This window comes from Rhizobium sp. UFLA01-1127 (assembly GCF_059803845.1).
The window spans coordinates 1-14,345 of sequence record NZ_JAUQTZ010000157.1 but is presented as its reverse complement, the minus strand read 5'-3'; the positions used below and the strand labels follow the sequence as shown (position 1 = coordinate 14,345).

The 14,345-nt window shown below is 57.8% G+C and carries 17 protein-coding genes and 4 pseudogenes; 19 read left to right on the top strand and 2 right to left on the bottom strand.

Features of this window, described 5'->3' with window-relative positions; translation table 11 throughout:
* A partial coding sequence (locus Q4Q11_RS27325; RefSeq protein ID WP_498571432.1) for a TCP-1/cpn60 chaperonin family protein occupies positions 1 to 584 on the bottom strand: 584 nt, incomplete at its 3' end.
* A 56-nt stretch (positions 585 to 640) separates the two neighbouring features.
* A complete protein-coding gene (gene groES / locus Q4Q11_RS27320; RefSeq protein ID WP_112508592.1) occupies positions 641 to 955 on the bottom strand; it encodes a co-chaperone GroES in 315 nt (104 codons plus the stop codon).
* Between the two features lie 274 nt (positions 956 to 1,229).
* Between groES and Q4Q11_RS27315 the strand changes: the two genes are divergently transcribed.
* From Q4Q11_RS27315 to Q4Q11_RS27225, 19 genes and pseudogenes are all read left to right on the top strand, one after another.
* Positions 1,230 to 1,502 carry an usg protein gene (locus tag Q4Q11_RS27315; RefSeq protein WP_112508590.1) on the top strand — a complete coding sequence of 91 codons (273 nt, stop codon included), beginning with the start codon at positions 1,230 to 1,232 and terminating at the stop codon, positions 1,500 to 1,502.
* Between the two features lie 96 nt (positions 1,503 to 1,598).
* Positions 1,599 to 1,883 (top strand): annotated as a pseudogene (locus Q4Q11_RS27310) (hypothetical protein).
* 245 nt (positions 1,884 to 2,128) lie between these two features.
* A pseudogene (locus Q4Q11_RS27305) lies at positions 2,129 to 2,281 on the top strand (hypothetical protein); the annotation flags it as partial.
* A gap of 29 nt (positions 2,282 to 2,310) precedes the next feature.
* Positions 2,311 to 2,703 (top strand): annotated as a pseudogene (locus Q4Q11_RS27300) (ATP-binding protein); the annotation flags it as partial.
* A 420-nt stretch (positions 2,704 to 3,123) separates the two neighbouring features.
* Positions 3,124 to 3,474: a helix-turn-helix domain-containing protein gene (locus Q4Q11_RS27295; protein WP_112508588.1), complete on the top strand. Its 351-nt coding sequence runs from the start codon at positions 3,124 to 3,126 to the stop codon at positions 3,472 to 3,474.
* A gap of 188 nt (positions 3,475 to 3,662) precedes the next feature.
* Entirely contained in the window at positions 3,663 to 4,325 is a 663-nt protein-coding gene (locus tag Q4Q11_RS27290) for a hypothetical protein (RefSeq protein ID WP_112508586.1), read from the top strand.
* 147 nt (positions 4,326 to 4,472) lie between these two features.
* A complete protein-coding gene (locus Q4Q11_RS27285; RefSeq protein WP_498571431.1) occupies positions 4,473 to 5,189 on the top strand; it encodes a hypothetical protein in 717 nt (238 codons plus the stop codon).
* Between the two features lie 258 nt (positions 5,190 to 5,447).
* The gene (locus Q4Q11_RS27280) at positions 5,448 to 5,990 is read left to right on the top strand and encodes a hypothetical protein (RefSeq protein WP_112508581.1); all 543 of its coding nucleotides are present in this window, start codon (positions 5,448 to 5,450) and stop codon (positions 5,988 to 5,990) included.
* Between the two features lie 92 nt (positions 5,991 to 6,082).
* Entirely contained in the window at positions 6,083 to 6,727 is a 645-nt protein-coding gene (locus Q4Q11_RS27275) for a hypothetical protein (RefSeq protein ID WP_498571430.1), read from the top strand.
* Between the two features lie 506 nt (positions 6,728 to 7,233).
* Entirely contained in the window at positions 7,234 to 7,752 is a 519-nt protein-coding gene (locus tag Q4Q11_RS27270) for a DUF4142 domain-containing protein (protein WP_498571429.1), read from the top strand.
* Between the two features lie 7 nt (positions 7,753 to 7,759).
* A complete protein-coding gene (locus Q4Q11_RS27265) occupies positions 7,760 to 8,083 on the top strand; it encodes a cupredoxin domain-containing protein (protein ID WP_498571428.1) in 324 nt (107 codons plus the stop codon).
* Positions 8,084 to 8,119: 36 nt separating this feature from the next.
* Positions 8,120 to 8,839, top strand: coding sequence for an RNA polymerase sigma factor (locus Q4Q11_RS27260; RefSeq protein ID WP_112508574.1), 720 nt, complete (start codon positions 8,120 to 8,122; stop codon positions 8,837 to 8,839).
* 236 nt (positions 8,840 to 9,075) lie between these two features.
* Complete coding sequence (locus Q4Q11_RS27255) at positions 9,076 to 9,228, top strand: ATP-binding cassette domain-containing protein (protein WP_162701713.1); 153 nt, start codon at positions 9,076 to 9,078, stop codon at positions 9,226 to 9,228.
* 178 nt (positions 9,229 to 9,406) lie between these two features.
* Entirely contained in the window at positions 9,407 to 11,368 is a 1,962-nt protein-coding gene (locus tag Q4Q11_RS27250) for an elongation factor G (protein WP_498571427.1), read from the top strand.
* A gap of 213 nt (positions 11,369 to 11,581) precedes the next feature.
* The gene (locus Q4Q11_RS27245; protein WP_113215980.1) at positions 11,582 to 11,839 is read left to right on the top strand and encodes a type II toxin-antitoxin system Phd/YefM family antitoxin; all 258 of its coding nucleotides are present in this window, start codon (positions 11,582 to 11,584) and stop codon (positions 11,837 to 11,839) included.
* Positions 11,836 to 12,219: a type II toxin-antitoxin system VapC family toxin gene (locus tag Q4Q11_RS27240; RefSeq protein WP_498571426.1), complete on the top strand. Its 384-nt coding sequence runs from the start codon at positions 11,836 to 11,838 to the stop codon at positions 12,217 to 12,219. The genes Q4Q11_RS27245 and Q4Q11_RS27240 overlap by 4 nt, the downstream gene beginning before the upstream one ends.
* Positions 12,220 to 12,646: 427 nt before the next feature.
* Positions 12,647 to 13,435, top strand: coding sequence for a 2-(1,2-epoxy-1,2-dihydrophenyl)acetyl-CoA isomerase PaaG (gene paaG, locus Q4Q11_RS27235; protein ID WP_498571425.1), 789 nt, complete (start codon positions 12,647 to 12,649; stop codon positions 13,433 to 13,435).
* The gene (paaI, locus tag Q4Q11_RS27230) at positions 13,432 to 13,875 is read left to right on the top strand and encodes a hydroxyphenylacetyl-CoA thioesterase PaaI (RefSeq protein ID WP_162735988.1); all 444 of its coding nucleotides are present in this window, start codon (positions 13,432 to 13,434) and stop codon (positions 13,873 to 13,875) included. The genes paaG and paaI overlap by 4 nt, the downstream gene beginning before the upstream one ends.
* 40 nt (positions 13,876 to 13,915) lie before the next feature.
* Positions 13,916 to 14,345 (top strand): annotated as a pseudogene (locus tag Q4Q11_RS27225) (phenylacetate--CoA ligase); the annotation flags it as partial.

Sequence of the window (14,345 nt, the reverse complement as noted above, 5' to 3'; positions counted from 1 at the left end):
AACTGCATGCCTTCAACGACTTCGAGTTCGGTTTCCGCCGTTTTGGCTTCTTCAACCGTGATGACCCCTTCATTACCGACCTTTTCCATTGCCTCGGCGAGATAACGGCCGATCTCTGCATCGCCATTGGCCGAAATCGTACCAACCTGAGCGATCTCGGAATTGCTGGTGATCTTGCGGGCGTTGGTCTTCAATTCCTTGACCACAGCTTCGACGGCAAGGTCGATGCCGCGCTTGAGGTCCATCGGGTTCATGCCAGAGGCGACCGCCTTGGCGCCTTCCTTGATAATCGCTTGAGCGAGAACGGTTGCGGTCGTGGTACCGTCGCCGGCGAGATCGTTGGTCTTCGAGGCAACTTCGCGCAGCATCTGCGCGCCCATGTTTTCGAACTTGTCTTCGAGTTCGATTTCCTTGGCGACGGTAACGCCATCCTTAGTGATGCGCGGAGCGCCGAAGGATTTGTCGATAACGACGTTGCGGCCCTTTGGGCCGAGCGTGACCTTTACGGCATTGGCGAGCACATCGACCCCACGCAGCATGCGTTCACGAGCGTCGCTATGGAACTTGACTTCTTTCGCAGCCATTTCTTTAACTCCTCAATAGGCAGCTATCTGACTGATGATTTCGTGATATGGAGAGCTCAAGCAGCTTTTTTCTGCTCGGCCGGGGCTTCGATAATGCCCATGACATCGCTTTCCTTCATGATCAGCAGATCTTCGCCGTTGATCTTGATCTCGGTGCCAGACCATTTGCCGAACAGAACGCGGTCGCCTGCCTTGACGTCGAGCGCCTGGATCTGGCCGGCTTCATTGCGCGCGCCTGGACCAACGGCGATGACCTCGCCTTCCTGCGGCTTCTCCTTGGCGGTATCGGGAATGATGATGCCGCCCTTGGTCTTTTCTTCGGATTCGACCCGGCGGACAAGAATGCGATCATGAAGCGGTCGGAACGACATATTTTCCTCCGTGAGACAAAAAAGATGACGTTGTTCCCCTCCGGACCGGATGACCAGTCCGGGCGGGTGCGAACCTCATCTGAGCGTTCGCGCCAAAAGATTTATTTTTGCGATTTTTCGATTTCAAGAGGGCGCGATAAAAAAATTAGCACTCGTATGAGACAGCTGCTAACATGCTGGAAAGGAACAATAAACGGGTCTCCACGTTCAGAGATCTGTTGATGACTGCAAAATTTTGCGCCATCCTCTGCGTGTCATGAAACGGAGATGAAGCATGCGATTTTCGTCTGATCTGGAACGGCAGCTCAATGGCTACGGGCTGACCACTGCACACATCCTCTACCGCATTCCTGATTTTGAATCCGTGCTGCAGACCTATGTCTGGCAGAACTACGATCTGGCCCCTGATTTTCCGGAAATGCACAAGTTTCTGGACTTCTGGCAGTCCAAACTCGACGGCCCGCTGCATTCGGTCCGCTATACCCACCAGCGCCTGATCGGACCAAACGAATGGCGCCGCGTCGAAGGTGAGTTCAACCTTCACTGAAATCTTGAAACCAAATTTGTCTCTTCCTAGCTGTTTCGCTGCCGAGGCGTGACGAGCTCGGTCTGCATCTGCACGTCTGTTCAGAACTAGATCAACATGGAAGAGAAAATAAACAAAATCAAAGATCTGGACCTCGAGGAACGCAAGGAGGTTTTCGTCGATTTCGCCCGCGCCCTCGAAAATGCCGCGACGCCTTCATCGAAGGCCATAGGCGCTTGCAGCGCTGTCTGCCAACATGGCTGAAGCGCTTCGCATCAATGCCGATGAGCTTGCCCGCAATGACCTTCGGAATGCCGAGCTGTGCTGCGGCAGGCAACGGCTATGTTCGCGCAGTTCAAAGCCATGCATTCCTACTCTTTGGTGAGCATGTCCGTGCACTGATCAGGCCGCGCGTCTCATTCCCTTCGCCAGCCGCCAACGTACGGCGTGCGGCACGAGGAGGTCGAGAAGAGCACCAGGGTGGCGTCAGGAAGATCAATATCGGCATCGACCTGCGGATGGCATTAACGGGAGCCGCGCGCGCCTACACGCAGCGGCCACGACCGGAGCCATTCTTTTTCCGGCCATCGCCGATGCGGCGTAAGCGTCATTTTGATCCCACCTTCCGGATCATGTTGTGATTGACGATGTTAAGCCTGAACAGAGGGCTTAGACTTATGTCGATTTCGGAGCTTACACTTAAAACGAACGATGACGAGCCGGTTCGACGGTTCGAGGTTTTCACTGGAAGTGGTCGTCGCCGCGAATGGAGCGACGAGCTGAAGGCGCAGATCGTCGCGGAAAGCTATGAGCCCGGCATGACGGTTTGCTCGTCGGCTTCGACTTCACGTTCCAACCTTCGCTCGATCGCGATCGAATTCTCATCCTGGCGCAGCTCGGCTTCGTCAATCGTCACGAGGCCGTTTATTTCCTCGGACCACCGGGAACAGGCAAAAGCCATCTCGCCACAGCGCTCGGTGTCGAAGCCGTGAAGGCTGGAAAGAGTGTGTATTTTGCGACGCTCGCCGACCTCATTGGTTCGCTTGCCCGTTCTGAACGAGAAGGCAGGCTTCAAGAGCGCATTCGCTTCTTCTGCAGACCAAGCTTGCTGATTGTCGACGAGATCGGCTACCTGCCGGTCGTCCAAGGCAGCGGCAGTCTCTTCTTTCAGCTCGTCAATGCCCGATATGAACGCGGTGCGATGATCCTGACGTCAAAGCGCCAACGCACCGGCCTTCGGGTCGCCACGACGCTCGCCGAGTCAGCAGTGAACTCGCTCACTCCGCAAACGCATTCATTTCGCGAGTCCTTTTTTGGCACATCCTGCGTAGTCAATCCGAGGAGAAAAGACTTGCTTCCATTTCATGCAATGAGAGGCGTCGCTGGGATTGTGGTGGGATTTGAGAGCTTGTCCCCCTCTTCTCCGTCGAGACCGCATCGATCTGACGGCGTCACTCCGGATTCTGCGTCAGCCATTAGGATGACCAGCGGATTATTTAGATTTCCCGCATACCGAGTAGATGAAGGATATCGTTCGTTGTGATTTGCCACCCGATAACCATAAGCATCATCTAACATATGAAATCACTAAAATTCCCTATGGCTGCTTTGTTCAACAAAGCAACCACAGGGAGATTTCATAATGGCTCACAATCCCGCCCGCGGCAAACGCATTCGAGAAGCCATAGCTCGGCGCCAGATCCGGAAAGTGCACGCCCTCGCCGCCGAACTGAATGTCTCCGTCGCCGCCGTCTCGCGTTGGCAGAGTGGTGGTCATACATCATTGGACAGTGCCTGTGCGCTTGCCCAACTACTGGATGTCTCTCTCGACTGGTTGTTGCTTGGGCGCGGCACGATGGAATGGCATAAGGACAGCACAATTTCTCAGACAGAGCTTCAATGGGTGCTTGCGCTCCGCAGTCGGTCCGCCATGATCCAGGCCAGTCTTATCAATCTGCTTCACGCCATCCCTCCAGAACAATCGTTACGCTGAGCGCAATTGCGCTCGCATTTTCACCTTCTGCTCAACAGCCTCAGGTTGATTATATGGCATTTATATAAGATATTTCTAATCAGGGTTTCAAACATAGCAACCGTATGTGATCGGACGGCAAAGTAGTCAGGCTTGTGTCGTGCGAGAAACCCTGTGCCTCGCTCTCAACCCAAAAAGGATTGTTGACCATGTCTACATTGCTGACCATCAACGTGAAGAACTACCAGCCGCAGACCCAGAGCTTCTACTTCTTCCAGCAGCCGGCTATCTATACTGGCGGCGGGCAGGTCTACTCGAACAGCCTCTATTCGCAATCTCTCGGAAACTATGATGCGACAGGCGCAATCCTGACCTTCCAGGTCAACCTGCAATATTATGCCGGCATCCAACAGGCAAACACACCGCCGCAGGTTGGTCAGTCCTCGGGCTTCGCCTCCGCCAGCCGTGCGATCGATCTCGCCACGGCCGGCGGCGCGCCGAACGACTGGACGACCGCGACGGTCGCGCCGCTCGGTCTTTCCGCACCGGTCAACGGAGCGGGTGTGCAGCCGGGCGCGTTCCGTATCACCACGCCGAGCTTCACCTCACCGCCATATTACAATGTCGGCTCGGCGATCGCCGTCAATGGCGGCATCGTGCTGTCCAACTTCGTCCAGGCGAACCCGATGAACAACATCGATTGCCAGCCGATCCTCAAATACTTCGTTCAGACCGGTGCCTACACTCCGGGCAGCGTCATGAACTTCTCGCAGTCGAGTGTGAACGCCGCGCTCTCCGACTTCACAGGCGGCTATACCATCTGCAACGTCAGCTTGCAGGCCAACGGCAATTGGAGCACTCAGCTCCAATAGGCCGACTGCGGCCACGCGGGTGAAAAACGCACCTCCTCACCCTCACCCGCGTGTGCCCACCTTGCGCCGCCTGATGTCCGTCGCCAGCCAAGGCGGCGGACGACCCAAGCCTAGCAGCTGAAGTCTAAACGGGATTGTCGGAACATCATGAACAGTTTGTCCTACCAGATCATCGTTCAGAATCTCTCGCAGACTGCGCAGTATTTCTATGTCTTCCAGAAACAGGCGACGTTCGAGCCGTCCGCCGGCACCATCTACTGCTGCAGTCTCGGCTGCCAGAATGTCGGCAATTACGGCAATTCGGGCGCGCAGATAGTCTTCGGCCTGGACAAGCAAATCTACGCGGGTGCAATCAGCACCGCAGCGCCGCCGCCACCCTCGCTGTCTACGGCATCGGCCTCATCCGGAACTTCGCGGCTCCTGGTCAGCAACGCGACGACAAAGCAGGCGATTTCGCTCACGACCGGCGCTGGCAGCAATCCGCCGACGAATTTTACGGAACTGACACTCAGTCCGCTGGGGCTATCGGCGCCGACCTATCAATCGGGGATCTCTGTTGGGGCATTTGCGATCAACGTGCCGCCCTATACACCGGCACCGCTTCCCACACTCTTCTGTGGCGTCGCTGCAGTGAACACGAACCAAGCCGTCATCCTCTCAAGCTTCGTGGCGCCCGTGCCGAATGCAACGATGAATTGCTCGCCGGAACAGGTCTTTTTCGTAAAGACAGGCTATCAACCGGCCGGGAACCTTCTGACCTATGACGAAAGCAACTCGGCTCGATGCGACTTCACTATAGGCTTTGCCACGATTATCGCCACCTACAATTCCAACGGGACGTTTTCAACAACCGGCGGATCATAGGTCGAAACTAACCTGTTTGTCGGGAATGACTGAACGAGGCGCAAACTGTTTGCGCAAGACGACGGTGCGAGGCGGTGCCCCGCCGTTTGCCTGAATGCCCTGAGGCTGCCTGCGGGCACCTCCCTGAACACTCACAGACACGGCGGACGGCAGGAATTCGCTCACCGCCTACCAGGTCCGGCGGCGCGCGCTGTCGGTCAGCGCTCCCCGCATGCTGTGGGGAACGTTCATCCACTCTTAGCGAAAAGGAAAGCCATCATGCGAATTTCCAAATTGCGTTGCAGTATCCTCGCGGTGTTGCTTGCCGCCTCAAGCGGGCTTGGCATGGTCAGTCCCGCCTACGCCTATTCCGTCTACCGCAGCGTTACGGCCGATGCGGGAGGCGTCGTCATCTGGACCGCGGCGAACTTCGGTGTCAGCGGCGCTCCGCCGACCCTGTCGTTCTTCTACTTTCTGGACGATAACGCGGCGCGCGCAGGACTGCCCGCAGCCCAATGCTTCGTCAAGGTGGACCTTGGCGCTCTTGTTGGCCCGGTGCCCGGCACTCAAATCCCCATTGGAAACGGCATCGTATTCAACGCGAATCCCGCCGACAACCCGAGGCCTTTACCTTGGAACATGAACTTCGACAATGTACCGCCAGGCCACTGGAGCATAGCAAAGACGGAAATCCAAAATCCCACATCGTCCAATGCGGCAGCGAGCCGGGTGGCGGCCGCAGCGTTCCAGGCCCTTGCCACGACGGGCGGCTCCGGGGTTACCGTCATCAATGGACAACTGGCCAATTGTGCTGCCCAATAGACTCTTCTTGAGAAAACCCTAATGTTTCCAGTTGCAATGGCTCTAACCGCCGGTCTTCCCAAGTCCGGCGGCTTTCCACGGGGGAATTCGACATGGCAGTCCTTCATCACGCGTTTCGTTGCGCCGTCACACCAAGCTTCGAACGGACGGTTCTCGACCTGTTGGCAGCATGGGAAGCCGCCGACCGCGAGCGACTTTCGACCATGGCGATTGGCCGATATGCCGCGCTAGCACAGCGCCAGGATATTCATGACGCCTTTTATCTCGGCCCGGACGGCGCCGCCTCATCCTGGCTGCAGCCGCAATTCATCAGCCCCGGGCTTGCCGCCTTGGTGATGCTCGCGGCAAATTTTGTTCCGCTGCCTAGCTTGAGCGGCAGCAACGATACGAACCACCACCTGCTTGCAACGCATTTGCCAACGCTTGGCTGGCAGCGCGAAGAGATCGACTTTCTGATCCATGGGCAGCCAATCGAGACCATGCTCCACCGCTATACCGATTCCACCCGCCATCTGCAGCAGGGAGAGTTTCGCCACACGGGCGGCTGGACCCCTCCCATGATGTCGAGAAAGCTAAAGGAGAAAATCGACCTCCTGACCCTTGCCCCCCCTTTGCCGGCCGCCGAGGCAGAACAGGCGTGGAAACGACTGAATGAAAGCAAGGCTCTGGACGATGCCCGCGCAATGCTGGCACCCCTCAATGACGATGACTGGCTCGTGCTGTCCACCACCCATTGAAAACAAATGAGTTGCTACGCCTACCCATGGGAAAGTATCGAACTGATTTCCGAAACAACCTGCATGAAGTCGTATGTTCTGACCGACACACCCGCCCAACGAGCATTGACGGCCCAGTCACTAACCTTCGTCAACGACAGAAATGGAATCGAAGAGGCGGCCTGGTTTGTTCGAGCAGATTGCGTGATTTTTGGCGGGCCAGCCAGACCGCGCGCCGATCATTGTCTAGGAAGTATCGTAAGATGCTTTGTTCTTGATGGGACGCAACTCTCGATCCGTCTTCTGCGGTCCACGTATCAACCAGTCGTGTCAAATCGTTAGCCAGATGTCGTTTTGCACTCAGCTCCTCCCTCTGGAAATGTCCGATATAGAACGCAGACAATATGAAACTTGCAGCTTTCGGGACGATCTTTTGCAAATCTTGGGAACCTTTTGCCGGCAGCCACATCTAACGACTGTTTCAGGTGCCGGACGCGCCTGAAGTTTCCATGGAGGAGGAAGCCAGCATGTTCAAGAGACTTCTCACGGCAACCGCGATGGCTGCGGTGCTTGCGACCGCGACGTTCGCCGCCGACAAGCCGACGGATCCGCAGATCGCGCATATTGCCTATACGGCTGGCGAGATCGACATTGCCGCTGCAAAACAGGCTCTCAAGATGAGCAAGAACGCCGAGGTTCGGCAATTTGCCGAGACGATGGAGCGCGACCACACGGCCGTGAACAAACAGGCGCTTGCTCTGCTGAAGAAATTGAAGGTCAAGCCGGAGGATAACGATACCAGCAAGTCGCTGTCGTCTGCCGCCAAAGCGGAATTGGCGAAGCTCTCCAAGCTTCATGGCGCGGCATTCGACAAGGCCTACGTCGATAATGAAGTCGCCTATCACAAACAGGTCAATAGCGCGCTTGAAACCCTGCTGATCCCGTCGGCCCAGAATGGCGAACTGAAATCACTGCTGGAGACGGGTCTGAAGCTCTTCAAGGAGCACCAGACGCACGCCGAGCATCTTGCGTCGATGGTCAAGTAGGCTCGCGATGCGTTTCCTGTTTTCCATCCTCGTGGCGCTGGCCTTTGCGGGATTCCTGGTTGGAGGCCCCGCGAGCGCGGTGGCCGCCAATCACGACATCATCATCGCGCAGATGCAGTTCGGTACCGTGCCGCCGCTGCATGTCGGCGACATGATCACCTGGCGTAATGATGATATATTCCGCCATAGCGCGACCGCGCGCGACAAGAGCTTCGATATCGACCTGCCGCCGAAGTCGCAAAAAAGCATGACGGTCAAACAAGCGGGGAAAGTGGATTTCTATTGCCGCTTTCATCCGATGATGAAAGGCACGCTTGATGTTCAGCCATAGCTGCACGTGGATGCATTGAGCTACGCTGGAGTGATCATGGTTGGCGTTCCCACCGCGGCGTCGAGGCATATGCCGGACATGGCAGCGCTCTCCGATGCAGATCTCGTCGTCCATGCCAGGACCGGCGACGAGATAGCCATACGCGTCCTCGTGCAGCGACACAACCGTCGCCTGTTCCGCTCGGCCCGCGCCATCGTCCGCGATGACGCGGAGGCGGAAGACATCGTCCAGGCAACCTATGTGCACGCCTTCACTCATCTCACTGCATTTCGCAATGAGGCGCAACTTTCGACCTGGCTCACCCGGATCGCGCTCAATGAGGCGCTCGGGCGCGTACGGCGCCATCGGACAAGCGTCGGTTTGGAGGAGATCGACATGACTGCAGAATCAGGACGGGGCGAACTGCTGCAATTTCCGACCCCGTTCTTAGTCGCTGATCCAGAGACCGAATTTTCCCGCGGCGAGGCGCGCCATCTGCTTGAACGGGCTGTCGACGGTTTACCCGACGAATTCCGCGCAATCTTCGTGCTGCGGGACGTCGAGGGCATGAGTACTGAGGAGGCTGCATCTTTTCTCGGCATCAAATCTGGAACTGCCAAGACGCGGCTGCACCGCGCACGCAAGATGATGCGGATTGCAATCGAAAAGCAGCTGACGGGAGCATTCTCCTCATTATTCCCATTCGACGGAGCGCGATGCGTCGCGATGGCTGACCGTGTCATCGCATATTTGCGGGTTATTTCCTCAGCTAAGTGACGGCTCCCCGATCGAAGCCTTGGTGGCATCTTATGTCGCCTGTTGCCGCTATCAGTATACGTGTTGTTCAGTTTCACCACGCTTCGACCCGTATTTGTATGTGACGCTGATCCATTCAGTGACCAGCCATTGACGAATTTGCGATATCGACCTTCAGACAGGGTCGCGACGAAATGCGAAATTGGGTGAAGTCTCGATACAACTGAACAAGCTTCGCGAGGGAAGTCGCCGACCGCGTGATCTATATCGATCAGGGATCGATCCTGGAGATCGGCAAGCCCGATGAATTCTTCGACAACCCCGAGAATAATTGCGCGTATTCCTTTCTCGCGCGTGTCCTGAATGTTGAGCTCGGCCAGATTTTGACCCTGATTGTCATTTCGCGCTAACCCGCTTGGGCAGATGCAATACCCTGAAAAGATTGATAGTTCAGGCTTTTGGTTGGGTCATGGCCAGACGCGAAACTGGGTTAAATCGTCACGGAAATCAACGCTCTGGCGCCTTGCGGCAGTTCAGGGCATCCTATGATGGCTGAAAATTGTGATTATGGCAGTTGGAGGAAGACCGATGCGTTGCTTTACCGTGCTTGGACCCTCGCAGACCGGAAAATCGACAGTCGTGGAAAAGCTCAGCTCCCTGGAGGGTGCGCCGAGAAAATCCAGCTCCCCTTACGGATTGAACCTCGCAGAATTCACCTTTGGAAACGAGGCATGGTGTGCGCTGGATACGCCGGGACCCACCGAGGCGTTGGCGCATGCGCAGCACGCGCTTCTTGCCAGTGACGCCTGCATCCTGTGCGTTTCATCGGCACCCGAGGAGGCTGTGCTTGCCGCGCCCTATCTGCGGATAGTCGAAGCCTCGGGGACGCCTTGCATCCTCTTCGTCAACCGGATGGACGAACCGAGAGGGCGGCTGAGGGACGTGATCGCTGCGCTTCAAGACTACGCCAACCACACCCTTTTGCTTCGCCAGATCCCGATCCGCGAGGGGGATAGGATCATAGGCAGTTGCGATCTGATTTCGGAACGGGCGTGGCGCTACCGGGAAGGCAAGCCTTCGGCGCTGATCGCGATTCCCGAAAGCACCGCGGAACGCGAGCACGAAGCACGCACGGAGCTCCTGGAACACCTGTCCGAATTCGATGACTGGCTCCTCGAGGAACTGATCGAGGACCGTGAGCCGCCCAGCGACGCGCTCTACGCCATTTCATCACGGGTTCTCAGGGAAAACAAGATTATCCCGGTCCTGATCGGTGCTGCAAGCCACGGCAACGGCATGACGAGGCTGATGAAGGCGCTGCGTCACGAGGCGCCGCCGATAGGTGAGCTTCGGCAGCGTCTCGCTCATGCGGGAACTGTCGATGAAGGCAAGCTGGTGGCCGTGAGCTTCCATGCCTATCATCGCCAGAATGTCGGCAAGACGGTGCTCGTGCGCGCACTTGGCGAGGGACTGCGGCAAGGTGCGTTATTGGGCGGCTCCAGCCTCGGCGCCGTCCAAAGTCTCGCAAACGGGCGGTCCAATTCGGCGGTTCTGCCGGCGGCGGGGGATGTCTTCGCCACGGTCAAGTCCGACCATCTGCGCGTCGCTTCGCTGTTGACCGCCGACGCGTTGCTCACCTCGCCTGAGTGGGCGGAGCCACCCACGCCGATGCTTGAGAGGATTTTAATTCCGGGCAGCGAGCGCGATGAAAACAAGCTTTCCGAAACGCTGGCGAAGCTTTCCGAGACGGATCGCGGCCTCAAAGTCTTGCAGGAGGAAGGCACGGGCGCTCAACTCGTCCGCGTCCAAGGGCCGGTACATCTGCGCGATCTCTGCCGAACGCTGTCCGATGTCTTTCACATCTCCGTGACCGACCGAACGCCCAGCCCGATCTACCGCGAGACGATCACGAAACCATCGGAGGTTCACTACCGCCATCGCAAACAGACCGGCGGTGCCGGGCAATTCGCGGATGTGAAGCTAAGCATTCACCCTAACGAGCGCGGCCAGGGCTTCACCTTTGACGAAACGGTCAAAGGCGGTGCAGTTCCGCGCAATTACATCCCCGCCGTCGAAGCGGGCGCACGCGAAGCGATGGAGAAAGGGCCGCTAGGCTTCGAGGTCATCGATGTCGGCGTAACGTTGTTAGATGGTCAACACCATACCGTCGACAGTTCGGAACACGCATTCCGGACTGCGTCCAAAATGGGGGTGCGTCAGGCACTTTCCGAAGGATCGACCGTCTTGATGCAGCCGGTCTTCCGCAGCGAGATTCACACTCCGTCGATCTATTCAGGCAGCCTCGTCCAGATCGTCTCCGCTCTCAACGGCCAAGTTCTCGGCTTCGAGCGGGATGAAGCCGCCAAGGGATGGGACATCTTCCGGGCGCTCGTTCCGGGCGGCGCACTTGACGATCTGGCGCGGACGCTGCGCTCGGCGACGCAGGGCATTGGTTATTTTTCCAAGACCTTCGATCACTTCGAGGAGCTATACGGAAAGGAAGCGGACGCCATCGTGAGGGCACACGCGACATCAGGCATCTCACACTAAAACGTTGCCCCACTTCATGCTCGTCCACAGAAGCCAACAGGCTCTGCAGGTTTGAAACATGCAGCTGCCAATAACCGGCAAGTAATGGTCATGACCGATTTGGGGGCGCTTCCGGACCATCCTCGCCATAGGTCCGCCCGCAGCCTTGAATTAGACCAAGTCATAGACCATTTCTTGGGAGAAAACATAGGAAAGCTTAAAGGCGTCCAAGTGATGCGCGTGTCTGTCAGCCAGGCCAAAGGGCAACTCACGGAATTGGTGAAGCGAGCCGAAGCAGGAGATGAGGTGATCCTAACCCGTCGCGGCCACGAGGTCGTGCGCCTGGTCGCCGTCGCAGTCTCGCCTGGCCTGAAGGGGCGGCGCGCATTGATGGAGAAAGTCAGGGCATCGGCCGTAGCCAAGGCGCTTCAAGGACCAGCGGCGGCGCGCAGCCAGGATTTTCTTTATGACGATGATGGGATGCCGGCATGATTGCAGTTGATACATCGGCTCTCATGGCAATTGTGCTCGACGAGCCGCAGGGCGAAGCTTGTATGACGGCAATCGAAGAGGCGGATCGACTGCTGATTTCCGCCGGCACCGTCGCTGAGGCCCTCATCGTGGCCTCACGACGCAATGTCGGTGAAGAAGTCAACCTACTCATTTCAGGCCTCGGCTTCGAGATCGTGTCCGTAACAGCTGCCGCCGCCCGTCGAGTGGCTCATGCCTACGGCCGATGGGGCAAGGGTGTTCATCCGGCTGGACTGAACTATGGCGATTGCTTCGCATATGAAGTCGCCAAAGAGCACGATTGTCCTCTGCTTTATGTGGGCGAAGATTTCACGCAGACTGGCGTTCGACCGGCTCGTTAGCACCTCTTGTCAATGGAAACGAGCGAACTGACTGGCAGTTAAAGAGCCGTGGAGCGTCCGATTCACGTTTATGCTCTTGATAGGAGTCGAACCGACCACGCGGTCGCTATAAGAGCTATTCGTTTGAAATTCTTCAGTAGCGAAACTGCCCATACGGAGTTCTTTTGATCCCTTCAGCGACACCAGTCCCTGCTCGTGTTGAAATTGCGATGTATCTGTCGGTAGCGAGGCTAAGGTATGCTGGCGACAACATCGGGAAGATGCGGAGAGACGGGCGGATTGTCGATGGTGACAATGCCGATCTCATCTTCATGCGTAATGGTAACGGTCATGATCTTCCTCCCAGGTGCTACTTTTATAATTGACTGACCGGTCGGTTTATGCAAGGATTTTATCGTTGCTGCAGGAAGGGCGACGGGGAGGAAACATGTCCGATTCCGATACGGTTCTGTCGGCGCTCGCCGATGGCGTTTTGGGCCTGACGCTCAATCGACCCGAAAAACTCAACGCTTTCAACGAGGACATGCATCTTGCGCTGCGCGCCGGTTTTGAGCGCGCGCACAAGGATGCGGATGTTCGCGCTGTCCTTTTGACCGGCGCGGGGCGCGGCTTTTGCGCTGGTCAAGACCTTGGCGACCGCGATCCGCGCAAGGGCGCGCCTGACCTCGGCCATACGATCGAAACCTTCTACAATCCGTTGCTGCGGCTCATTCGCAGCCTGGAAAAGCCGGTCATTTGTGCGGTCAACGGCGTGGCGGCCGGCGCCGGCGCCAATATCGCCTTTGCCTGTGACATTACGCTTGCCGCCCGTTCGGCCCGCTTCATCCAGGCCTTCGCGAAAATCGGCCTCGTGCCGGATTCCGGCGGCACCTGGAACCTGCCGAGGCTTATCGGCGAGGTCCGCGCCAAGGCGCTGGCACTGACAGCCGAGCCTCTGGATGCGGAAACGGCAGCCGGCTGGGGGCTGATCTGGCGGGCGGTGGACGATGACAAGCTGATGGATGAGGCAAAGACGCTTGCCGTCCGGCTCGCCGCCGGTCCGACCAAGGGGCTCGGCCTGACGAAGCGCGCCATTCAGGCGGCGGCGACCAACTCGCTCGACGAGCAGCTCGATCTTGAGCGCGACCTGCAGCGCGAAGCCGGCCGCAGCGCCGACTATGCCGAAGGCGTCGCCGCCTTTCTCGAAAAGCGCAGGCCGGAGTTCAAGGGGCAATGAGCATGATCGAAAGCCTCTCCCCTCAGGCGCTCGCGGAAGCCTGCGCCAGATCCATGTGGGACGAAGACAATGCGACCCGCTACCTTGGCATGAAGCTTCTTGCCGTGGCACCGGGCGAGGCAACCCTTTCGATGGCGGTAACCGAGGCAATGACGAACGGTCATGGCACCTGTCACGGCGGCTATATCTTCGCGCTCGCCGACTCAGCCTTCGCATTCGCCTGCAATAGCTACAACCAGCGCACAGTCGCCCAGCATTGTTCGGTGACCTACATCGCGCCGGCGTTCAGGGGCGACCGGCTGACTGCAACGGCACGGGAGGTGTCGCGCCGAGGACGAGGCGGCATCTACGACATCGCAGTTACCAATCAGGAGGGCGAGCAGATCGCGGAGTTCCGCGGCCACTCGCGCACAGTCAAGGGCGCGCTTTTGCCGGAATAGGCTTCATACCCGTAGCGTCTGGCATTTGGAGGAGACATTCATGGAAGATCTTTCCCCGCAGGCCGGCGAGCTTGAGGCGATCGAGACCGCCTCGCGCGACGAGATTTCCGCATTGCAGCTCGAACGCATGAAATGGTCGCTCACCCATGCCTACGAGAATTCGCCCTTTTACCGGCAACGCTTCAATGAAGTAGGTGTACACCCTTCCAACCTACAGACCTTGGCAGATCTCGCCAAATTCCCCTTCACCACGAAAAAAGATCTTCGCGATACCTATCCTTTCGGCATGTTCGCCGTACCGCGCGAGAAGCTCGCTCGCATCCACGCCTCCTCCGGCACGACCGGTAAGCCCACCGTCGTCGGGTACACCAAAAACGATATCGACACCTGGGCGACCGTTGTCGCCCGCTCGATCCGCGCCTCGGGCGGCCGCGCTGGCGACCTCGTCCATATCGCCTATGGTTACGGCC